The 15013-nt window shown below is 68.9% G+C and carries 17 protein-coding genes; 10 read left to right on the plus strand and 7 right to left on the minus strand.

The window, feature by feature from the left end; all coding sequences use genetic code 11:
• Positions 1-63 precede the first annotated feature (63 nt).
• The gene (gene nth, locus AC52GN_RS15750) at positions 64-828 is read left to right on the plus strand and encodes an endonuclease III (protein ID WP_496527689.1); all 765 of its coding nucleotides are present in this window, start codon (positions 64-66) and stop codon (positions 826-828) included.
• A 182-nt stretch (positions 829-1010) separates the two neighbouring features.
• Here the strand turns inward: nth and AC52GN_RS15755 are convergent, their stop codons facing one another.
• On the minus strand, positions 1011-1901 hold the full coding sequence (locus AC52GN_RS15755) for an ATP-grasp domain-containing protein (RefSeq protein ID WP_496527690.1): 891 nt from the start codon (positions 1899-1901) through the stop codon (positions 1011-1013).
• Between the two features lie 148 nt (positions 1902-2049).
• On the opposite strand from AC52GN_RS15755, the gene AC52GN_RS15760 reads away from it, so the two are divergent.
• From AC52GN_RS15760 to AC52GN_RS15780, 5 genes are all read left to right on the plus strand, one after another.
• Positions 2050-3084: an adenosine kinase gene (locus tag AC52GN_RS15760; protein WP_496527691.1), complete on the plus strand. Its 1035-nt coding sequence runs from the start codon at positions 2050-2052 to the stop codon at positions 3082-3084.
• A gap of 238 nt (positions 3085-3322) precedes the next feature.
• Positions 3323-4042 (plus strand): heme ABC transporter permease CcmC, encoded by a 720-nt coding sequence (gene ccmC / locus AC52GN_RS15765; RefSeq protein WP_415288697.1) that lies wholly within the window; start codon positions 3323-3325, stop codon positions 4040-4042.
• A 12-nt stretch (positions 4043-4054) separates the two neighbouring features.
• Entirely contained in the window at positions 4055-4207 is a 153-nt protein-coding gene (gene ccmD / locus AC52GN_RS15770) for a heme exporter protein CcmD (RefSeq protein ID WP_003166605.1), read from the plus strand.
• Positions 4204-4767: a DsbE family thiol:disulfide interchange protein gene (locus tag AC52GN_RS15775; protein ID WP_496527692.1), complete on the plus strand. Its 564-nt coding sequence runs from the start codon at positions 4204-4206 to the stop codon at positions 4765-4767. Before ccmD ends, AC52GN_RS15775 begins: the two co-directional genes overlap by 4 nt.
• A 69-nt stretch (positions 4768-4836) precedes the next feature.
• Complete coding sequence (locus tag AC52GN_RS15780) at positions 4837-5067, plus strand: hypothetical protein (protein ID WP_496527693.1); 231 nt, start codon at positions 4837-4839, stop codon at positions 5065-5067.
• 72 nt (positions 5068-5139) lie between these two features.
• On the opposite strand, the gene AC52GN_RS15785 is transcribed toward AC52GN_RS15780, so the two are convergent.
• The 3 genes from AC52GN_RS15785 to ftsY all read right to left on the minus strand — a co-directional run bounded on the left by AC52GN_RS15785 (position 5140) and on the right by ftsY (position 7704).
• Positions 5140-5886 carry a MarR family winged helix-turn-helix transcriptional regulator gene (locus AC52GN_RS15785; protein WP_496527694.1) on the minus strand — a complete coding sequence of 249 codons (747 nt, stop codon included), beginning with the start codon at positions 5884-5886 and terminating at the stop codon, positions 5140-5142.
• 234 nt (positions 5887-6120) lie between these two features.
• Positions 6121-6765 (minus strand): inner membrane-spanning protein YciB, encoded by a 645-nt coding sequence (locus AC52GN_RS15790; RefSeq protein ID WP_343829958.1) that lies wholly within the window; start codon positions 6763-6765, stop codon positions 6121-6123.
• A gap of 3 nt (positions 6766-6768) precedes the next feature.
• Positions 6769-7704 carry a signal recognition particle-docking protein FtsY gene (gene ftsY, locus AC52GN_RS15795; protein WP_496527695.1) on the minus strand — a complete coding sequence of 312 codons (936 nt, stop codon included), beginning with the start codon at positions 7702-7704 and terminating at the stop codon, positions 6769-6771.
• 187 nt (positions 7705-7891) lie between these two features.
• Here ftsY and AC52GN_RS15800 point away from each other — a divergent pair, with 187 nt between their 5' ends.
• From AC52GN_RS15800 to AC52GN_RS15810, 3 genes are all read left to right on the plus strand, one after another.
• Positions 7892-9937: an NAD(+) synthase gene (locus tag AC52GN_RS15800; RefSeq protein WP_496527696.1), complete on the plus strand. Its 2046-nt coding sequence runs from the start codon at positions 7892-7894 to the stop codon at positions 9935-9937.
• Positions 9938-10093: 156 nt separating this feature from the next.
• Positions 10094-10699 carry a DUF4168 domain-containing protein gene (locus AC52GN_RS15805; RefSeq protein WP_496527697.1) on the plus strand — a complete coding sequence of 202 codons (606 nt, stop codon included), beginning with the start codon at positions 10094-10096 and terminating at the stop codon, positions 10697-10699.
• 63 nt (positions 10700-10762) lie between these two features.
• Entirely contained in the window at positions 10763-10987 is a 225-nt protein-coding gene (locus AC52GN_RS15810) for an alkylphosphonate utilization protein (RefSeq protein ID WP_024354307.1), read from the plus strand.
• A gap of 92 nt (positions 10988-11079) precedes the next feature.
• On the opposite strand, the gene AC52GN_RS15815 is transcribed toward AC52GN_RS15810, so the two are convergent.
• From AC52GN_RS15815 to AC52GN_RS15825, 3 genes are read right to left on the minus strand one after another with little or no spacing between them, the layout of a single operon-like run.
• A complete protein-coding gene (locus AC52GN_RS15815) occupies positions 11080-11973 on the minus strand; it encodes an alpha/beta fold hydrolase (protein WP_496527698.1) in 894 nt (297 codons plus the stop codon).
• 60 nt (positions 11974-12033) lie between these two features.
• The gene (locus AC52GN_RS15820) at positions 12034-12543 is read right to left on the minus strand and encodes a D-glycero-alpha-D-manno-heptose-1,7-bisphosphate 7-phosphatase (protein WP_496527699.1); all 510 of its coding nucleotides are present in this window, start codon (positions 12541-12543) and stop codon (positions 12034-12036) included.
• On the minus strand, positions 12540-13646 hold the full coding sequence (locus AC52GN_RS15825; RefSeq protein ID WP_496527700.1) for an AGE family epimerase/isomerase: 1107 nt from the start codon (positions 13644-13646) through the stop codon (positions 12540-12542). The genes AC52GN_RS15820 and AC52GN_RS15825 overlap by 4 nt, the downstream gene beginning before the upstream one ends.
• Before the next feature lie 204 nt (positions 13647-13850).
• On the opposite strand from AC52GN_RS15825, the gene AC52GN_RS15830 reads away from it, so the two are divergent.
• Positions 13851-15011 (plus strand): DegT/DnrJ/EryC1/StrS family aminotransferase, encoded by a 1161-nt coding sequence (locus tag AC52GN_RS15830; protein ID WP_496527701.1) that lies wholly within the window; start codon positions 13851-13853, stop codon positions 15009-15011.
• Positions 15012-15013 lie beyond the last annotated feature (2 nt).

Genomic DNA, 15013 nt, shown 5'->3' on the forward strand with positions numbered 1-15013 from the left:
GGCCCTGGCGTCAAGCGGATCGTCCCCCGTTGACGACGCGCCCGCGGAAGGCGAAGCGGAGGCATGGCTCCGTTGAAATCCGCCTCCCGCCAGAAGAAGGCCGTTCAGAAGGCCGCTCTGACTCCGCCCCCAGGCAAGCGCTCGCGCCAGCCGAAGACGGCGCCCGTGGGGGCGATCATCCGTTGGCCGCCGGACGAGGACCGGGTGGAGGAGATCTTCGTCCGTCTGTCGGGCGTCATGCCCGATCCGAAGACCGAGCTGGACTTCGTCAATCCCTACACCCTGGTGGTGGCGGTCGCCCTGTCGGCTCAGGCGACGGACGTAGGGGTGAACAAGGCGACCAAGGCCCTGTTCGCCATCGCCGACACGCCGCAGAAGATGCTGGCCCTGGGCGAGGAGGGGCTGATCCCCCTGATCGCCTCCATCGGCCTGTATCGCACCAAGGCGAAGAACGTCATCGCCGCCGCGCGGATGCTGGTCGAGAAGCACGGCGGCGAGGTTCCGCTGAACCGCGCCGACCTGCAGGCCCTGCCGGGCGTGGGGCGCAAGACCGCCAGCGTGGTGCTGAACGAACTGGGGATCGAGCCGGCCATTGCGGTGGACACCCACGTCTTCCGCGTCTCGCATCGGCTGGGGCTGGCCAATGCGGCGACGCCGGACAAGGTGGAGGCGCAACTGCACCAGGTGGTGCCCGAGGCCTGGCTGCCCAAGGCGCACCACTGGCTGATCCTGCACGGCCGCTACACCTGTCTGGCGCAGCGGCCGAAATGCGGCGCCTGCGTGATCTCCGACCTGTGCCCGTCGCGCGCCAGCTTCATGGGGGTGTGAGGGCGCCTTCTTCCTCTTTCGTCATCCTCCGGCGAGCGGAGCGAGACCGGTGGACCCAGCGGCGCGCGTGAGCGCGAAAGAGGCAGAAGCGACGCTCGCGGGAAGGTCGCCTTCGGCGCCTCCCCTGGTCCGAGCTTCGCTCGGCCAGAGGATGACGAAGGAGAGAAGGAGCGAGCGGGCGCCTAGCGCTCCAGTCGGGCTCGCACCGCCTGGCCGAAGCGGGCGCCCGCCTGCGGCGCGGCGGCCAGGTAGAAGTCCGGCTCGATCAGTTCCGCCTCCATCAGCACCCAGTCGCCGTCGGCGTTCAGCGTCATGTCGATGCGGGCGTAGAGCAGGTCCTCGCCGATGGCGGCCAGGGTGCGCTCGGCCAGATCCAGCGCGCCCTGCGGCGCGACGTCCAGCGCCTGATAGCGGCCGCCGTACTGGGTCTGGATGCGGAACTCCCCCGCCGCGCCGGGGCGCTTGTTCACCACATGGCTCAGCTCGCCGCCGAAATAAAGCAGGGAGGTCTCGCCCTCCGTCTCGATGGCCTTGAGGTAGGGCTGGATCATCGTGCCGCCGACGGGGGCGTCAGCCAGGGCCATGTCCAGCGGATCGCCCGCCGTCACCCGCAGGGTGCGCCAGGCGCCGCCCGAGACGGTCGGCTTGACGATCAGGGCTTCGGCGCCGGTCGCGGCGAAGGCGGCTTCCAGAACCGCAGCGTCGACGTGGTCGGCGAAGATCGTCTGCGGGACGGCGACGCCCTTTTCCGACAGGCGGGCCAGATAGCGCTTGTCGGCGTTCCAGCGCAGGGTCTCGGCCGGATTGGCCAGGGGCGCGCCCGCCTCGGCCCAGGTCGTGCAGGCCTGGAGCCAGCGGTCGTGATCCTGATGATAGCCCCAGACCAGCAGGGGCAGGACCAGCGGATAGTCCATCAGGGCGCGGGCGTTCTCGACATGGTCGGTCCATGGGGTGGGGCGGGCCGTTATCCCCGCCGTCGCCAGCGCCTCGCCCAGCCGGTCCAGCACGCCGGGCCACAGGGTCGAATAGGTAGGATCGGCCGGATCGGGGGTCAGGACGGCGACGTCGGTCATGGCGCGGCTCCGAAAGGCCCGACGAGGGCCGTCTGCAACAGGTCCGACGGCTTTAGGCCGCCGTCCGATCGGCGTGAAGGGCCGCTTTTCGCACGACGGCGAGGCCGGCGCACTGGCGCGCGGCCGCCTCGCCCGCTATGGGGCGCGCATGACCCAAGCCCTGCCCGCCTTCGCCCAAAACGCCCGCTTCGACGTCTGCGCCCTGGGCAACGCCATCGTCGACGTCCTGGCGCCGTGCGAACCGGCCTTCCTGGAGGCCAAGGGCCTGGTTCCCGGCTCGATGCAACTGGTCGACGAGGATCAGAGCGCGGCCCTGTATGACGCCATGGCGGCGGGGGTCGAGGCGTCCGGCGGTTCGGCGGGCAACACCGTGGCGGGCGTCGGCTCGTTCGGCGGCCGCGCGGCCTATATCGGCAAGGTGGCCAAGGATACGCTGGGCGAGGTCTTCAGCCACGACATCCGCGCCGTCGGCGTCCACTTCGACACCCCCGCGCTGGACGACGGCGCCGGCAAGGGTTTCGGCACCGGCCGTTGCCTGATCAACGTCACGCCGGACGGCCAGCGCACCATGTGCACCTTCCTGGGCGCCGCCAACCAGCTGACTACGGCGGACGTCGACGCCGCCGTCATCGGCGACAGCGCCATCGTCTATCTGGAAGGCTATCTGTTCGATCCGGCTCCGGCCCGCGCCGCCTTCGAGGCCGCCGCCGCCGCCGCCCATGCGGCGGGCCGCAAGGTCGCCATCACCCTGTCGGACAGCTTCGTCGTGCATCGCTGGCGCGCCGAGCTGCTGGAGTTCATCGAGACCTCGGCGGACATCGTCCTGGCCAATGAGGCCGAGCTGCACGCCCTGTTCGAGACCGAGAATTTCGACTACGGCGCCGCCCACCTGGGCCGCATCGTCGAGGTGGCGGCCGTAACGCGCGGCGGCGCCGGTTCGGTGCTGTTCCGCGGAGCCGAGCGGGTCGAGGTCGAAGCCTATCCGGTCGAGAAGGTCGTCGACACCACCGGCGCCGGCGATCAGTACGCCGCAGGCGTGCTGCTGGGCCTGTCGCGCGGCCTCGGCCTGGCCCAGGCCGGGGCGCTGGGCTCGCTGGCGGCGTCGGAGGTCATCGGCCACTGGGGTCCGCGCCCGATGGTCGGGCTGAAGGACCTGGCGGCCCGGCACGGCCTGAGCCTTTAGGAGGCGCGGGGCTCCAACATCGTCACCCTCGGGCTTGTCCCGAGGGCCCATGGTCCGGCGATGCGGGACGACAGGCTGTTCCAGCATAGGCGTGAAAGCGGCTCACCGACAGGGATGGCTCCGCACTGGGTCCTCGGGACAAGCCCGAGGATGACGGAAAGAAAGAGAAGAGCCGCGACAAAGGGTCGGACGCCGCGCCCGCTTGCCGTGGGGCGCTGGGCCGCGTAATCGGCGGACCATGTTCGGCCTCGCCAATCCCGACCGCTTCATGCGCTTCACCGGCCCCCTGGTCCCGGTGCTGTGGATCTGCGCGCTCGGCCTGCTGCTGCTCGGGACCTGGTTCAGCTTCACCGCGCCCGCCGATTATCAGCAGGGGGACACCGTCCGCATCATGTTCATTCACGTTCCGGCCGCTAGCCTGGGCCTGATGGCCTATGGGGCGCTGGGCGTGTCCAGCTTCTTCGCCCTGGTGTTCCGCCATCCGCTGGCCGATGCGGCGGCGCGGGCGGCGGCGGTGCCGGGCGCGGCCTTCACGGCGCTGGCGCTCGTCACCGGCTCCCTGTGGGGCCAGCCGATGTGGGGCACGTGGTGGGTGTGGGACGCGCGCCTGACCAGCGTGCTGGTGCTGTTCCTCTTCTACCTCGGCTACATGGCCCTGCGCGCCTCGATCGACGACGAAGCCAAGGCGGCGCGGGCGGCGGCGGTGCTGGGTCTGGTCGGCCTGATCAACCTGCCGATCGTCAAATTCTCGGTCGACTGGTGGAACACCCTGCACCAGCCCGCCTCCCTGCTGCGCTCCGGCGGGACCAGCGTCGATCCGGTCTTCCTGCCCGCGCTGCTTACCATGATGGCGGCCTATGCGGTGCTGTTCGGGGCGATCTGGCTGACGTCGATCCGCACCGAGGTACGGCGGCGCCGCGTTCTGACCCTTCGCGCCCGCGCGGCGCTGGAAGCCTGATGGAGTTTCCTCGTGCTTGATCTGGACATGAGCCCCTACGGCGCCTTCGTCTGGCCCGCCTGGGGGATCAGCGCCGTGGTCCTGGCCGCCCTGTCGGCCCGCGCCCTGATCGCGGCCCGCCGCTGGAAGCGCGAGCTGGCCCGGCTGGAGGCCGCGCGCAAATGAAGCGCTGGCTGGCTCTTCTTCCCATCGTGGTCCTGGTCGCCCTGGCGGTCTTTCTGATGACCCAGATGGGCCGGATGGCGGGCGATCCCGCCGCCGGGCCGACCTATCGCCCCGACGCCCTGGTCGGCCAGCCGATCCCGGAGACGACGGTCCTGCCCATTCTGGTCGACGGCAAGGCGAGCGCCGACCTGCTGGACCTGAAGACGGCGGGCGTGGGCAAGCCGATGATCGTCAATGTCTTCGCCAGCTGGTGCGCGCCGTGCCGTCTGGAGCATCCGCAGCTGATGAAGCTGAAGGAACAGGGCGTCGCGGTGGTCGGTGTGGCCTACAAGGACGATCCGGTCGCCACCGACGCCTTCCTGCAGGAGCTGGGCGACCCCTACCGCCTGGTGCTGGTGGATCGTGAGGGCCGGGCCGGGCTGGACCTGGGCGTGTCAGGCGTGCCGGAAAGCTTCGCCGTCGACGCCTTCGGAACCATCGTGGCCAAGTCGTCGGGGCCGGTGCTGACCGACGCCGACCTGAAGGCGCTGACCGACGCTCTGAACGCCCCCGCGCGCTGAGGCGATCGCCCGAAACAGGGTGAATCGTGCGTTAACCATATCTAGACGAAGCGCGGGCATCCTCATGCCATGTCCGCCATTTCGTCCGAGCGGCCGGCCTTTCCGCCCCAGGCGGGCGGTGCGGCCCATGCCGTGAGAACGGCCCAGTCGGCCTTCTTCCGCCAGGCCATGGGGCTGGCGGCGCCGGTTGCGTCCGAGGAGGCGGCGCGACCCGCTGCGGCGGTTTCTGCGCCGGTCGAACAGGCGACGCCGACATCGCGCCTGCAACGCCCCGGCTCCCTGCTCGACATTCGGGTTTAGGGTGCGGTCAGAATTTACCGCTCATCCCGGCGGACGCCGGGATCCAGTGCTTTGGCTGCAAATATCTCCGCCCTAGCCGACCAGCCGACTTTTTCCGTAGCGCGCGTGGTTCTTACTGGATCCCGGCGTCCGCCGGGATGAGCGGAAAGGGAAGAACTTAGCTCTCAGCGGCGCCCTTGAGCGGGACCACGACGGCGTCGGCTGCATCGTCGGTCTGCGGTTGCTCCACGACCGGCTCGCCTCTTTCTTCTTCTTGCCGCGTCCGTCGGCCTTGCCGTCGCTTTTGCGCGCGGCCTTCTCCGCCTTCTTGGCTTCCTTGGCGGCCTTCTTCGCCGCCTTGATTTCGGCGCGGGCCTGCTCGGGGGCGGCGTCGGCGGCGTCGGACAGGCTGCACAAAAGGTCCAGGAAGCTGTCGCGTTTGGACTTGGGCAGCAGGCCCATGATCCGCTTGTCGGCGGCCTCGACGCGCGGGCGGGCGGCCAGCAAGGCGGCCTCGCCCGCGGGCGACAGGCGCACGGCCTTGGCGCGGGCGTCGAGCGTCGAGCGTTCCCGCTCCAGCAGGCCCTTGGTCGTCATGCGCGCCACCAGGTCGGCCAGGGTCGAGCGGTCGATGCCGGTGGCCTTGACCAGGTCGGTCTGCGTCAGGCCCGAGCGGGCGGCCACGGCCTCCAGCACGGCGAACTGGCGCTGGGTCAGGCCGTCCGGCCCGGCTTCCTCGGCGTAGATGTCCAGCGCCAGCTGCAGCGCCCGGTGCATGAGGTGGCTGGGCGATTCCGCCAGCCCGCCCTTGATTTTCGCCTGCTTGCCCGACTTGATCATCGTCTTCGTTCCCGAACAGCCCGATACCGGCCGTGGCCGGATGATGCTGCGACAGCTAACAGTCCGGCTTAACGCTTTGACGACGCAAACGCTGACGGTTTGAAGACATTTATTCTGGGGCCTATCGCGCTTCGCGCTGCTTGAGGCCGTTGTTGGGGCCTATCGGGCTTCGCCCGACTTGAGGCCCGATAGGCGGGACGTCGACAAGGTCGCGCTATGCTGCGCGCTTCTGGCCTAGAGGCCCGTGTCGGGGGAGACGGGGCCGCGTTCCTCGTCCTTGGTCATGTTCTTCAGGATCAGCGGCACCTGCGACAGGCCGAAGATGGAGGCCGCGATCCACAGCACGCCGCGGAAGGCCGTCCAGACGCCGTTGGGATCGGGCGTCCCCAGGTTCAAGGCCGACCAGATGGCGGTGACGGCGGTCGGGCTGCGGAACACTTCGTTGGCGATGGCGACGGCCAGGAAGTAGAGGCCGTAGCGGAAGGTCAGCTTGCGCCAGGCCTCGTCCGTCACCTTGATGGCCGAGCCCAGCAGGGCCTTGAACGGGTATTTCTTCAGCGGCAGCGAGCCCAGCAGGACAGCGGCCAGCAGGCCGTTCTGCACCGTCAGCTTCAGCTTCACGAACAGGTCGTCGTCGGTGACGATGGTCAGGATCCCGAACACCAGGGCGAAGCCGCCGGTGATCAGCGGCATGGGCGCCAGGCGCCGTTCCAGGATGAAGCCTACCGCCAGGGCGATCATCGAGGCGATGACCAGAACCCAGGTCGCCTTGATCATGTCGCGGGTGATGAAATAGGCGGCCATGAAGGCGACCAGGGCGCCGAAGTCGACGGCCTGACGAATCCACTGCGGGCGCTTGGTTTCGGTCGCTTCAGTCATGGATCAGTCCTCAAGCCCGACCAGGGATCGGGAAAACGCGCGGGCGTCGAAGGGTTGCAGGTCCTCGACCCCCTCGCCGACGCCGATCAGCTTGATCGGGGCGTCCGAGGCCTGGGCCACGGGCACCAGGACGCCGCCGCGCGCGGTGCCGTCCAGCTTGGTCATCACCACGCCCGAGACATAGGCGGTGCGGCCGAAGATCTTTTCCTGCTCCAGCGCATTGCGGCCCACGGTGGCGTCCAGCACCAGCAGGGTCTCGTGCGGGGCGTCCGCATCGACCTTCTTCAGAACGCGCACGATCTTCAGCAGTTCGTCCATCAGGGTCGACTTGTTCTGCAACCGCCCGGCCGTGTCGATCAGCACGACGTCGAAGCCCTCTTCCTTCGCCTTGGTGAAGGCGTCGAAGGCGAGCCCAGCGGCGTCGGCGCCGTCGCGGCGGCTTTCGAAATGGGCGCCCGCGCGGTCGGCCCAGACCTTGAGCTGCTCGCGGGCGGCGGCGCGGAAGGTGTCGCCGGCGACGATCATCACCTTGGCGCCCTTGGCCGTCAGGTCCGAGGCGATCTTGCCCAGGGTCGTTGTCTTGCCTGAGCCGTTCACGCCGACGAACAGGACGACGTAGGGCTTGGGCCCCGACAGCGGATCGAAGGTCGCCTGACGCGGGGTCAGTTCGGCGGCCACGGCTTCGGCCAGGGCCTCCTTGACCTCGCGCTCGTCGGAGGTCTTGCCGAAACGTAAGGATCGGAACCGCTCGACGATGCGGGCCGAGGCGGCGGGGCCCAGATCGCTCTCGATCAGATGCTCCTCCAGCCGCTCCAGCGCCTCTTCCGAGAGGGGCTCCTTGACGAAGGTCGAGACGACCTGATCGGTCATCTGTTTCGAAGACCGGGACAGGCCTTGGCTCAGCCGCTGGAACCAGCCTTTTTTGGGCGTATCGCTCATGGGGTGAGCCTTAGCCGACGGCGGTTCTCAGGTCACGTGCGATCATTTCACCCGCTCATCCCGGCGGACGCCGGGATCCAATGCTTTGGCTTCATCGCGCAACCCTATATTGATCCCGTAGGCTGTAGGGTCAGTGCCTGCGGCTCTCACTGGATCCCGGCGTCCGCCGGGATGAGCGGAAATATTGATGGCGAAGACGCATCCCTTCCACGCCCCGCGCGCCCACGGCTTCGTGCGCGTCGCCGCCGCGACCCCGGTGGTTCATGTCGCTGACCCGGCCGCCAACGCCGAGGAGCACGAACAACTGATCCGTCAGGCGGGCGAGGCGGGCGCGGACCTGCTGGTCTTCCCCGAACTGTCCTTGAGCGCCTACGCCATCGACGACCTGCACATGCAGGCGGCCCTGCTGGAAGAGGTCGAGCGCCAGATCGCGCATCTGGCCGAGGTGGCGGACGAGGCGGGCGTGATCGCCGTGATCGGCGCGCCGATCCGCAACGGCGACGCCCTGTTCAACTGCGCCGTCGTGCTGGGCGGGGGCGAGGTGCTGGGCGTGGTCCCGAAGACCTATCTGCCCAACTACCGCGAATATTATGAGAAGCGCTGGTTCGCGCCCGCCGCCAGCCGCAGCGAGGACGCCGTCTTGCTGAACGGCACGAGCGTCGATTTCGCGCCGGGCCTGATCTTCGAGGCGACGAACCGCCCCGGCTTTGTCTTCGCGGTCGAGATCTGCGAGGACTTCTGGGCACCGCAGCCGCCGTCGACGCGGGCGGCGCTCGCAGGCGCGCGCATCCTGTGCAACCTGTCAGCCTCCAACATCGTCATCGGCAAGGCGGACGAACGCGCCCTGCTGTGCGCCAGCCAGTCGGCGCGCACCCTGTCGGCTTATGTCTTCGCCGCCTCGGGCTGGGGCGAGAGCACGACCGATCTGGCGTGGGATGGTCAGGCGACCATTCATGAACTGGGCGCGCGGCTGGCCGAGGGCGAGCGCTTCGCCCTGCACAGCCATCTGATGGTCGCCGACGTGGACGTGGACCGCATCGGGCTGGACCGTCTGCGCAACGGCACCTTCGCCGACTGCGCCCGGCTGGAAGGCGAGGCCGCGACCGTGGTTCCGTTCGAGGCGGGGGAGGGGCCGACCGACGCCCTGATCCGTCCGCTGGACCGCTTCCCCTTCGTGCCGGACGACGGCGCGCGTCTGGATCAGGATTGCTTCGAGGCCTTCAATATCCAGGTTCAGGGCCTGATGCGGCGGATGACGGCGACGGGGTCGAAGACGCTGGTGATCGGCGTCTCGGGCGGGCTGGATTCGACCCAGGCCCTGCTGGTGGCCTGCCGCGCCTTCGATCGGTTGGAGCTGCCGCGCAGCGGCATCCTGGCCTTCACCATGCCGGGGTTCGCCACCTCCGACGGCACCAAATCCAACGCTTGGGCGCTGATGAAAGCGCTGGGCGTGACGGGGGCCGAGATCGACATCCGCCCCGCCGCCGAACAGATGCTGCGCGACATCGGCCACGCCTTCGCGGACGGGAAGCCGGTGCATGACATCACCTTCGAGAACGTCCAGGCGGGCCTGCGCACCGACTATCTGTTCCGTCTGGCCAATCAGAACCACGGCTTCGTGCTCGGCACCGGCGACCTGTCGGAACTGGCGCTAGGCTGGTGCACCTATGGCGTCGGCGACCACATGAGCCACTACAACGTCAACGGCGGGGTGGCGAAGACCCTGATCCAGCATCTGATCCGCTGGGTGGCCGAGCGCGGCCTGGTGGGGGAGGCGGCGGTTCCGACCCTGCACGCCATTTTGGCTACCGAGATCTCGCCCGAGCTGGTGCCGGCGGGCGCCGACGGGGCGATCCAGTCGACGCAGAGCATCGTCGGCCCCTATGCGCTGAACGACTTCTTCCTGTTCTATATCAGCCGCTTCGGCCTGAAGCCGTCGAAGGTGGCCTATCTGGCGCATCAGGCCTGGGGCGATGCAGCGACGGGCGCCTGGCCGGTCGGCCTGCCGGAGGGCGAGCGCGTCGCCTACGACCTGGCGACCATCAAGGGGTGGCTGCGGAAGTTCCTGATCCGCTTCTTCCAGACCAGCCAGTTCAAGCGCTCGGCCGTGCCGAACGGGCCGAAGGTGGTCACGGGCGGGTCGCTGTCGCCGCGCGGCGACTGGCGGGCGCCGTCGGATTCCTCGGCGCGGGTGTGGCTGGACGAACTGGACGCCAATACCCCTGATGGTTGAAACGACGGGTCTGGGGTTTACGCATCCGCACCCGACGGGGTAGCGTTTTCTTCTCCCCGCCCCCTGTGAGCCTGACACACCCCGGTCGTGCGGGAGAGCCCGGACCTGTCCGGGTCAGCCTAGGGCTGAGCGTTCGGGATTGAAGAAGGATACGCCATGCGTTTTGCAACGGCCGCCGCCCCGACCGCCATTCTGGCCGCCCTGTTCCTGACCGCCGCGCCCGCTCTGGCGCAGGACGCCGCTGAACCGGCGCCCGCCGCTGCGCCAGCCGCAGCCGGGGATCCCACCGACGCCGAACTGGCCCAGTTCGCCGCCGCCATGAAGACGGTCCAGAGCGTGGCCGCCTCCGTCCAGAACGGAACGCCCACCGAGGAGCAGCAGGCCCAGATGGCCGGCGCCGTGCAGAACTCGGGCCTGGCCGTCGAGCGCTTCAACGCCATTTCGGCCGCCATCTCGGCCGATCCGGTGCTGCAGGCGCGCGCCGCCGTGGCCGGCGCCGCCCCGTCCGCGCCGGGCTCGGTCGGCGCCGGCGTCACCGATGCGGAAGCCGGTCAGTTCGCTGTCGCCATGGCGGAGATCTCGGGCATCGCCCGCGCCCTGAACGGCGCACAGCCGAATGAGGAGCAGCAGGCCCAGATGGCCGCCGCTATCCAGAATTCGGGTCTCGACATCGAGCGTTTCAACGCCATTTCCGCCGCTACGGCCCAGGACGAGCACCTTCAGGCGCGCATCGCCCTTGCCCAGGCCCGTCAGGGCGAATAGGCCCATGGGGGACGGGCCGTCGCGGATGCGGCGGCCCTCTCTCCATTTCAGACAGGACCGATCATGAGCGACGACGTCACCAAGGACACCAACGGCAACATCCTGTCGGACGGCGACAGCGTGACCCTGATCAAGGACCTGAAGGTCAAGGGCTCGGGCGGGGTGACGCTGAAGCGCGGGACGATGGTCAAGAACATCCGCCTGACCGGCGACCCCGAAGAAATCGAAGCCAATGTCGAAAAGGTGCGCGGACTGGTCCTGCGCACGGAGTTCGTGAAGAAGGCGTAATTTAAGAGGGCCTACCGCGCTTCGCGCTACTTGAGGCCCATTGAAACGGGCCTACCGAGCGCTGCCTCCGCTTGAGGTTCGGTTCCCGCGCCTCAGCCCACCCCCGCCAGGGATTCGAAGATGGCCGACCGCGCTTCGGGTTCGTCCAGCATGGGCGCGTGCCCGACGCCGGGGACCTCGGCATAGGCCATGGCGGGGGCGGCCTTCCTCATCCTGTCGGCGATGGCGAGGCTGAGCAGGTCCGATGTTCCGCCGCGCACCAGCAACGTCGGCTTCCGGCGCGCCAGCGCTCGGAACGAGGGCCACAGATTGGGAACCAGGGCCTTGGACCCCGCCGCCTTGATCGGCGCCGAGATGTCGGGATCGTAGTCCAGCACCGGCGCGCCTTCGGTCACCTCGCGGAAGATGCGGCGGGCGAAGGCGGCCCAGTCGGCGTCCGAATAATGGGGGAAGGCCGCCTCATTGATGCGTCGGGCGTAGGCCGTCGCATCGTCCCAGCTCTCGATCACGACCGGCTGGCCGGTATAGGCGGCGATGCGGGCCAGGCCCTCGGCCGCAACCTCGGGGCCGACGTCGTTTAGGATGGCGGCGGCGATGGCCTTGGGCTTCAGCGCCGTCAGCGCCAGGGTGATCAGCCCGCCCATGGAGGTGCCGAGGAAGACCGCCTTCTCGATCCCCGCCTGCTCCATCAGCGCCACGACATCCTTCGCATAGACGTCCGGCGTATAGGTCATGGGATCGGGCGCCCGGTCCGACCGGCCGCGTCCGCGCACGTCGACGGCCAGGACGCGGCGGCCGCTGTGGGCGATGAGGCCGGCGATGACGCCGAAATCGGCGCTGTTGCGCGTCAGGCCGTGGATGGCGATGACGGGCAAGCGCGCCGGGCCCTCGGCCGGGGCGTAGTCGCGGGCGTAGAGGCTCAGGCCGTCCGGCGAGGTCCAGCGCCGCTCGACATGGCGGTCGGCCAGCGGGGTGGTCATCGGCATGAGACGTCTCCGAACAGCTCCGTTTCGACTGACGTTAATTCATCGGATGAAGAATAGCGATCAGCTCGGCAGCAGATCGCGCACGAATTGATCCAGATCGCCGTCGGTGAAGCGATGGCCCGCCACGCCCGCCCGCCGCGCGGCCTCCATGTCCGACGGCTGATCGCCGATCATCAGGGACCGGCCCAGGTCCAGGCCGTGCTCGGCTGCGGCCTTTAGCAACATGCCGGGATTGGGCTTGCGGTCCGGATGGTCCGGGTGCCGATAGCGCGCGTCTACGGCCTCGGAATGGAAGGGGCAGGCGTAGACGGCGTCGATGCGCCCGCCGCCTTCGGCCAGGCGCTCGACCAGCAGGCGGTTGAAGCCGTGCATGGTCTCTTCGCTGAACATGCCGCGCGCCACGCCCGACTGATTGGTGACGATGACGGTCGTGTAGCCGGCGTCGTTCAGCCGCTTCACCGCCTCAGCGGCGCCGGGGATCAGCACCAGTTGATCGGGTCGGTGCGGATAGCCGCTGTCGACGATCAGCACGCCGTCGCGGTCGAGGAAGGCGGCGGGACGCGGGGTCATACCGTTTCGGTCAGCAGGGCCGAGAAGGCCGTCATCAGATGGTAGAAGGTCGAGGCGGGGACGGCGGCGTCCTGAGAGCGCCCGGCGGCGTCGTAACTATCGACCCACAGGCCGGGGGTGGTCGTGGCCAGATAGGTGGCGAAGACTCCGTCCAGCAGGGCGTCGGCGCGTTCGACCTCGCCGCGCAGCCGCAAGGCGCGCAGGGTCTCGGTCTGGCACCACAGGCGGCGGCCGGAGTCCAGAAGTCCCGCCTCCCGTCCGATCTCGCGCACGGCGTGGCCCTCGGCGTCGAAGCCCCGCTCCAGGGCGACGTGGAACAGGACATCGGCCTTGTCGGCATGTCCGGGCAGGCCCAGGCGATGGGCCTGATCCAGCAGCCAGACCCACTCCATATGGTGACCCGGTTCGGCCGCCTCGCCCAGGGCGCCGGGGGCGACGGACCAGTCGGCGGCGAAATATTCGCCGAGGACGCCCAAGCGGGCGTCGAAGAAACGCGTGGCGAACAGGTCCAGGATGCGTCGCGCGGCGTCTTCCCAGACAGGGTTCGGGGCGGTCGCCTGCCAGAACAGCAGGGCCTCCAGCAGGTGCATGTGCGGGTTCTGGCGTCGGGGCAGGACCGGCGGGAGGGCCTCCTGCCAGCCGCCGTGGACGGGATCGGCCAGGCTGCCTTCCGTCGCCGCCAGGGTCGCCAGGGCCAGGGGCAGGGCGCGTTCGTCCTTCAGCACGCGATGGGCGGCCGCCAGCCCGAACAGGACGAAAGCCAGGTCATAGAGGTCCGGCGTCGGGTCCAGGACGGCGCCCGCGTCGTCGGCCGCACGAACCCAAAGACCGTCGTCGCGCTGATTGTCGCGGATCAGAACCTCGAGCCCGCGCCGCGCCAGAGCCTCGCCTTCTATCCAGCCGAGCGAAGCCGCTTCGGCGAAGACATAGACCTGTCGCGCCTGGACGCGTGTGCGGCGCGGCAGGCCGGTGACCGGCCGACCGTCGAAATCCAGCTTCTCATAGAAGCGGCCCTCGGCGTCGACGCCCGCCGTCGCCCATAGCGGCAGAGCCTGGCCGAACAGCCAGTCGCGGACTCGGGATTGTGCATTCGGCAAGGTCATGACGGTCCGGGCTTAGGCAGGGTCGCCGTCTTTGCCAAGCCATGGTTTTCGTTGCATCCGGCAACGCGAAGTGACTCCGGGGGGTTTGTTCAGCACCCCGCCGCTTTGCTAGGACGCAGGCTGACACAGACGACCCGCCTTCGCGTCCGCGCCCCGGAAGACGATTCCCCGCTGCGCCGGCCCCATCGAGAGAGCGACATCGCAATGACCATCCCCTTCATCGACCTTCAGGCCCAGCGCCTGCGCCTCGGCGGCAAGATCGAGGCCGCCGTTCAGGAGGCCGTTGTCGGCGGCGCCTGGGTCATGGGCCCGCAGGTGCGCCAGTTCGAGGCCGATCTGGCCGCTTTCGGCAAGGCGAAACACGCCCTGGGCTGCGCCAACGGCACCGACGCCCTGGCCTTGCCGCTGATGGCCTGGGGCATCGGGCGCGGGGACGCCGTCTTCGTCCCCAGCTTCACCTTCGCCGCCACGGCCGAGGTCGTGCCCTGGTTTGACGCCGAGCCGGTCTTCGTTGATGTGGACGAAAACACCTACAACATGGATCCGGCCGCGCTGGAACGCGCCATCGAAGGGATCAAGGCCGAGGGCCGCCTGACCCCGCGCGTGGTCATCGCCGTCGATCTGTTCGGCCAGCCCGCCGACTATCCGGCGATCAAGGCGATCTGCGACAAGCATGGCCTGAAGCTGATCTCGGACTCGGCGCAGGGCTTCGGCTGCACCATCGACGGCGCGCATCCGCTGAAATGGGCCGATGTGACCACCACCAGCTTCTTCCCGGCCAAGCCTCTGGGCTGCTACGGCGACGGCGGGGCGGTGCTGACGAACGACGACGAGCTGGCCCAGCTGATGGATTCCATCCGCGTTCACGGCAAGGCGGTCGGCGTCGACCTGAAGGACCGCACCTTCGACCACGACCCCAAATATCTGAACATGCGCATCGGCCTGAACAGCCGTCTGGACACCATCCAGGCCGCCGTCCTGATCGAGAAGCTAAAGGTCTTCGCCCAGGAGATCGAATGGCGCAACGCCGCCGCCGCCCGCTATAATGAAGGCCTTCGTCCCCACGTCGCCAAGGTTCCGGACGTCCCGGCGGGCAATGTCTCCAACTGGGCGCAATATACGGTCGAGCATTCAGATCGCGATGGTCTGGCCGCACACCTGAAGGATCAAGGTGTGCCGACGGCGGTCTATTATCCGATCCCGCTGCACCTTCAGCCCGCCTATGAGCACTATCCGCGCGGGGCGGGCGGCCTGCCTGTCACCGAGCGGTTGAAGGACGTGGTCGTCAGCCTGCCGATGCACGCCGATCTGGACGCCCAGACGCAAGACCGCATCATCGCCGCCGTCGCCAGCTTCAAGGCCTGATC

The sequence above is a fragment of the Brevundimonas sp. SS2672 genome (assembly GCF_059579685.1).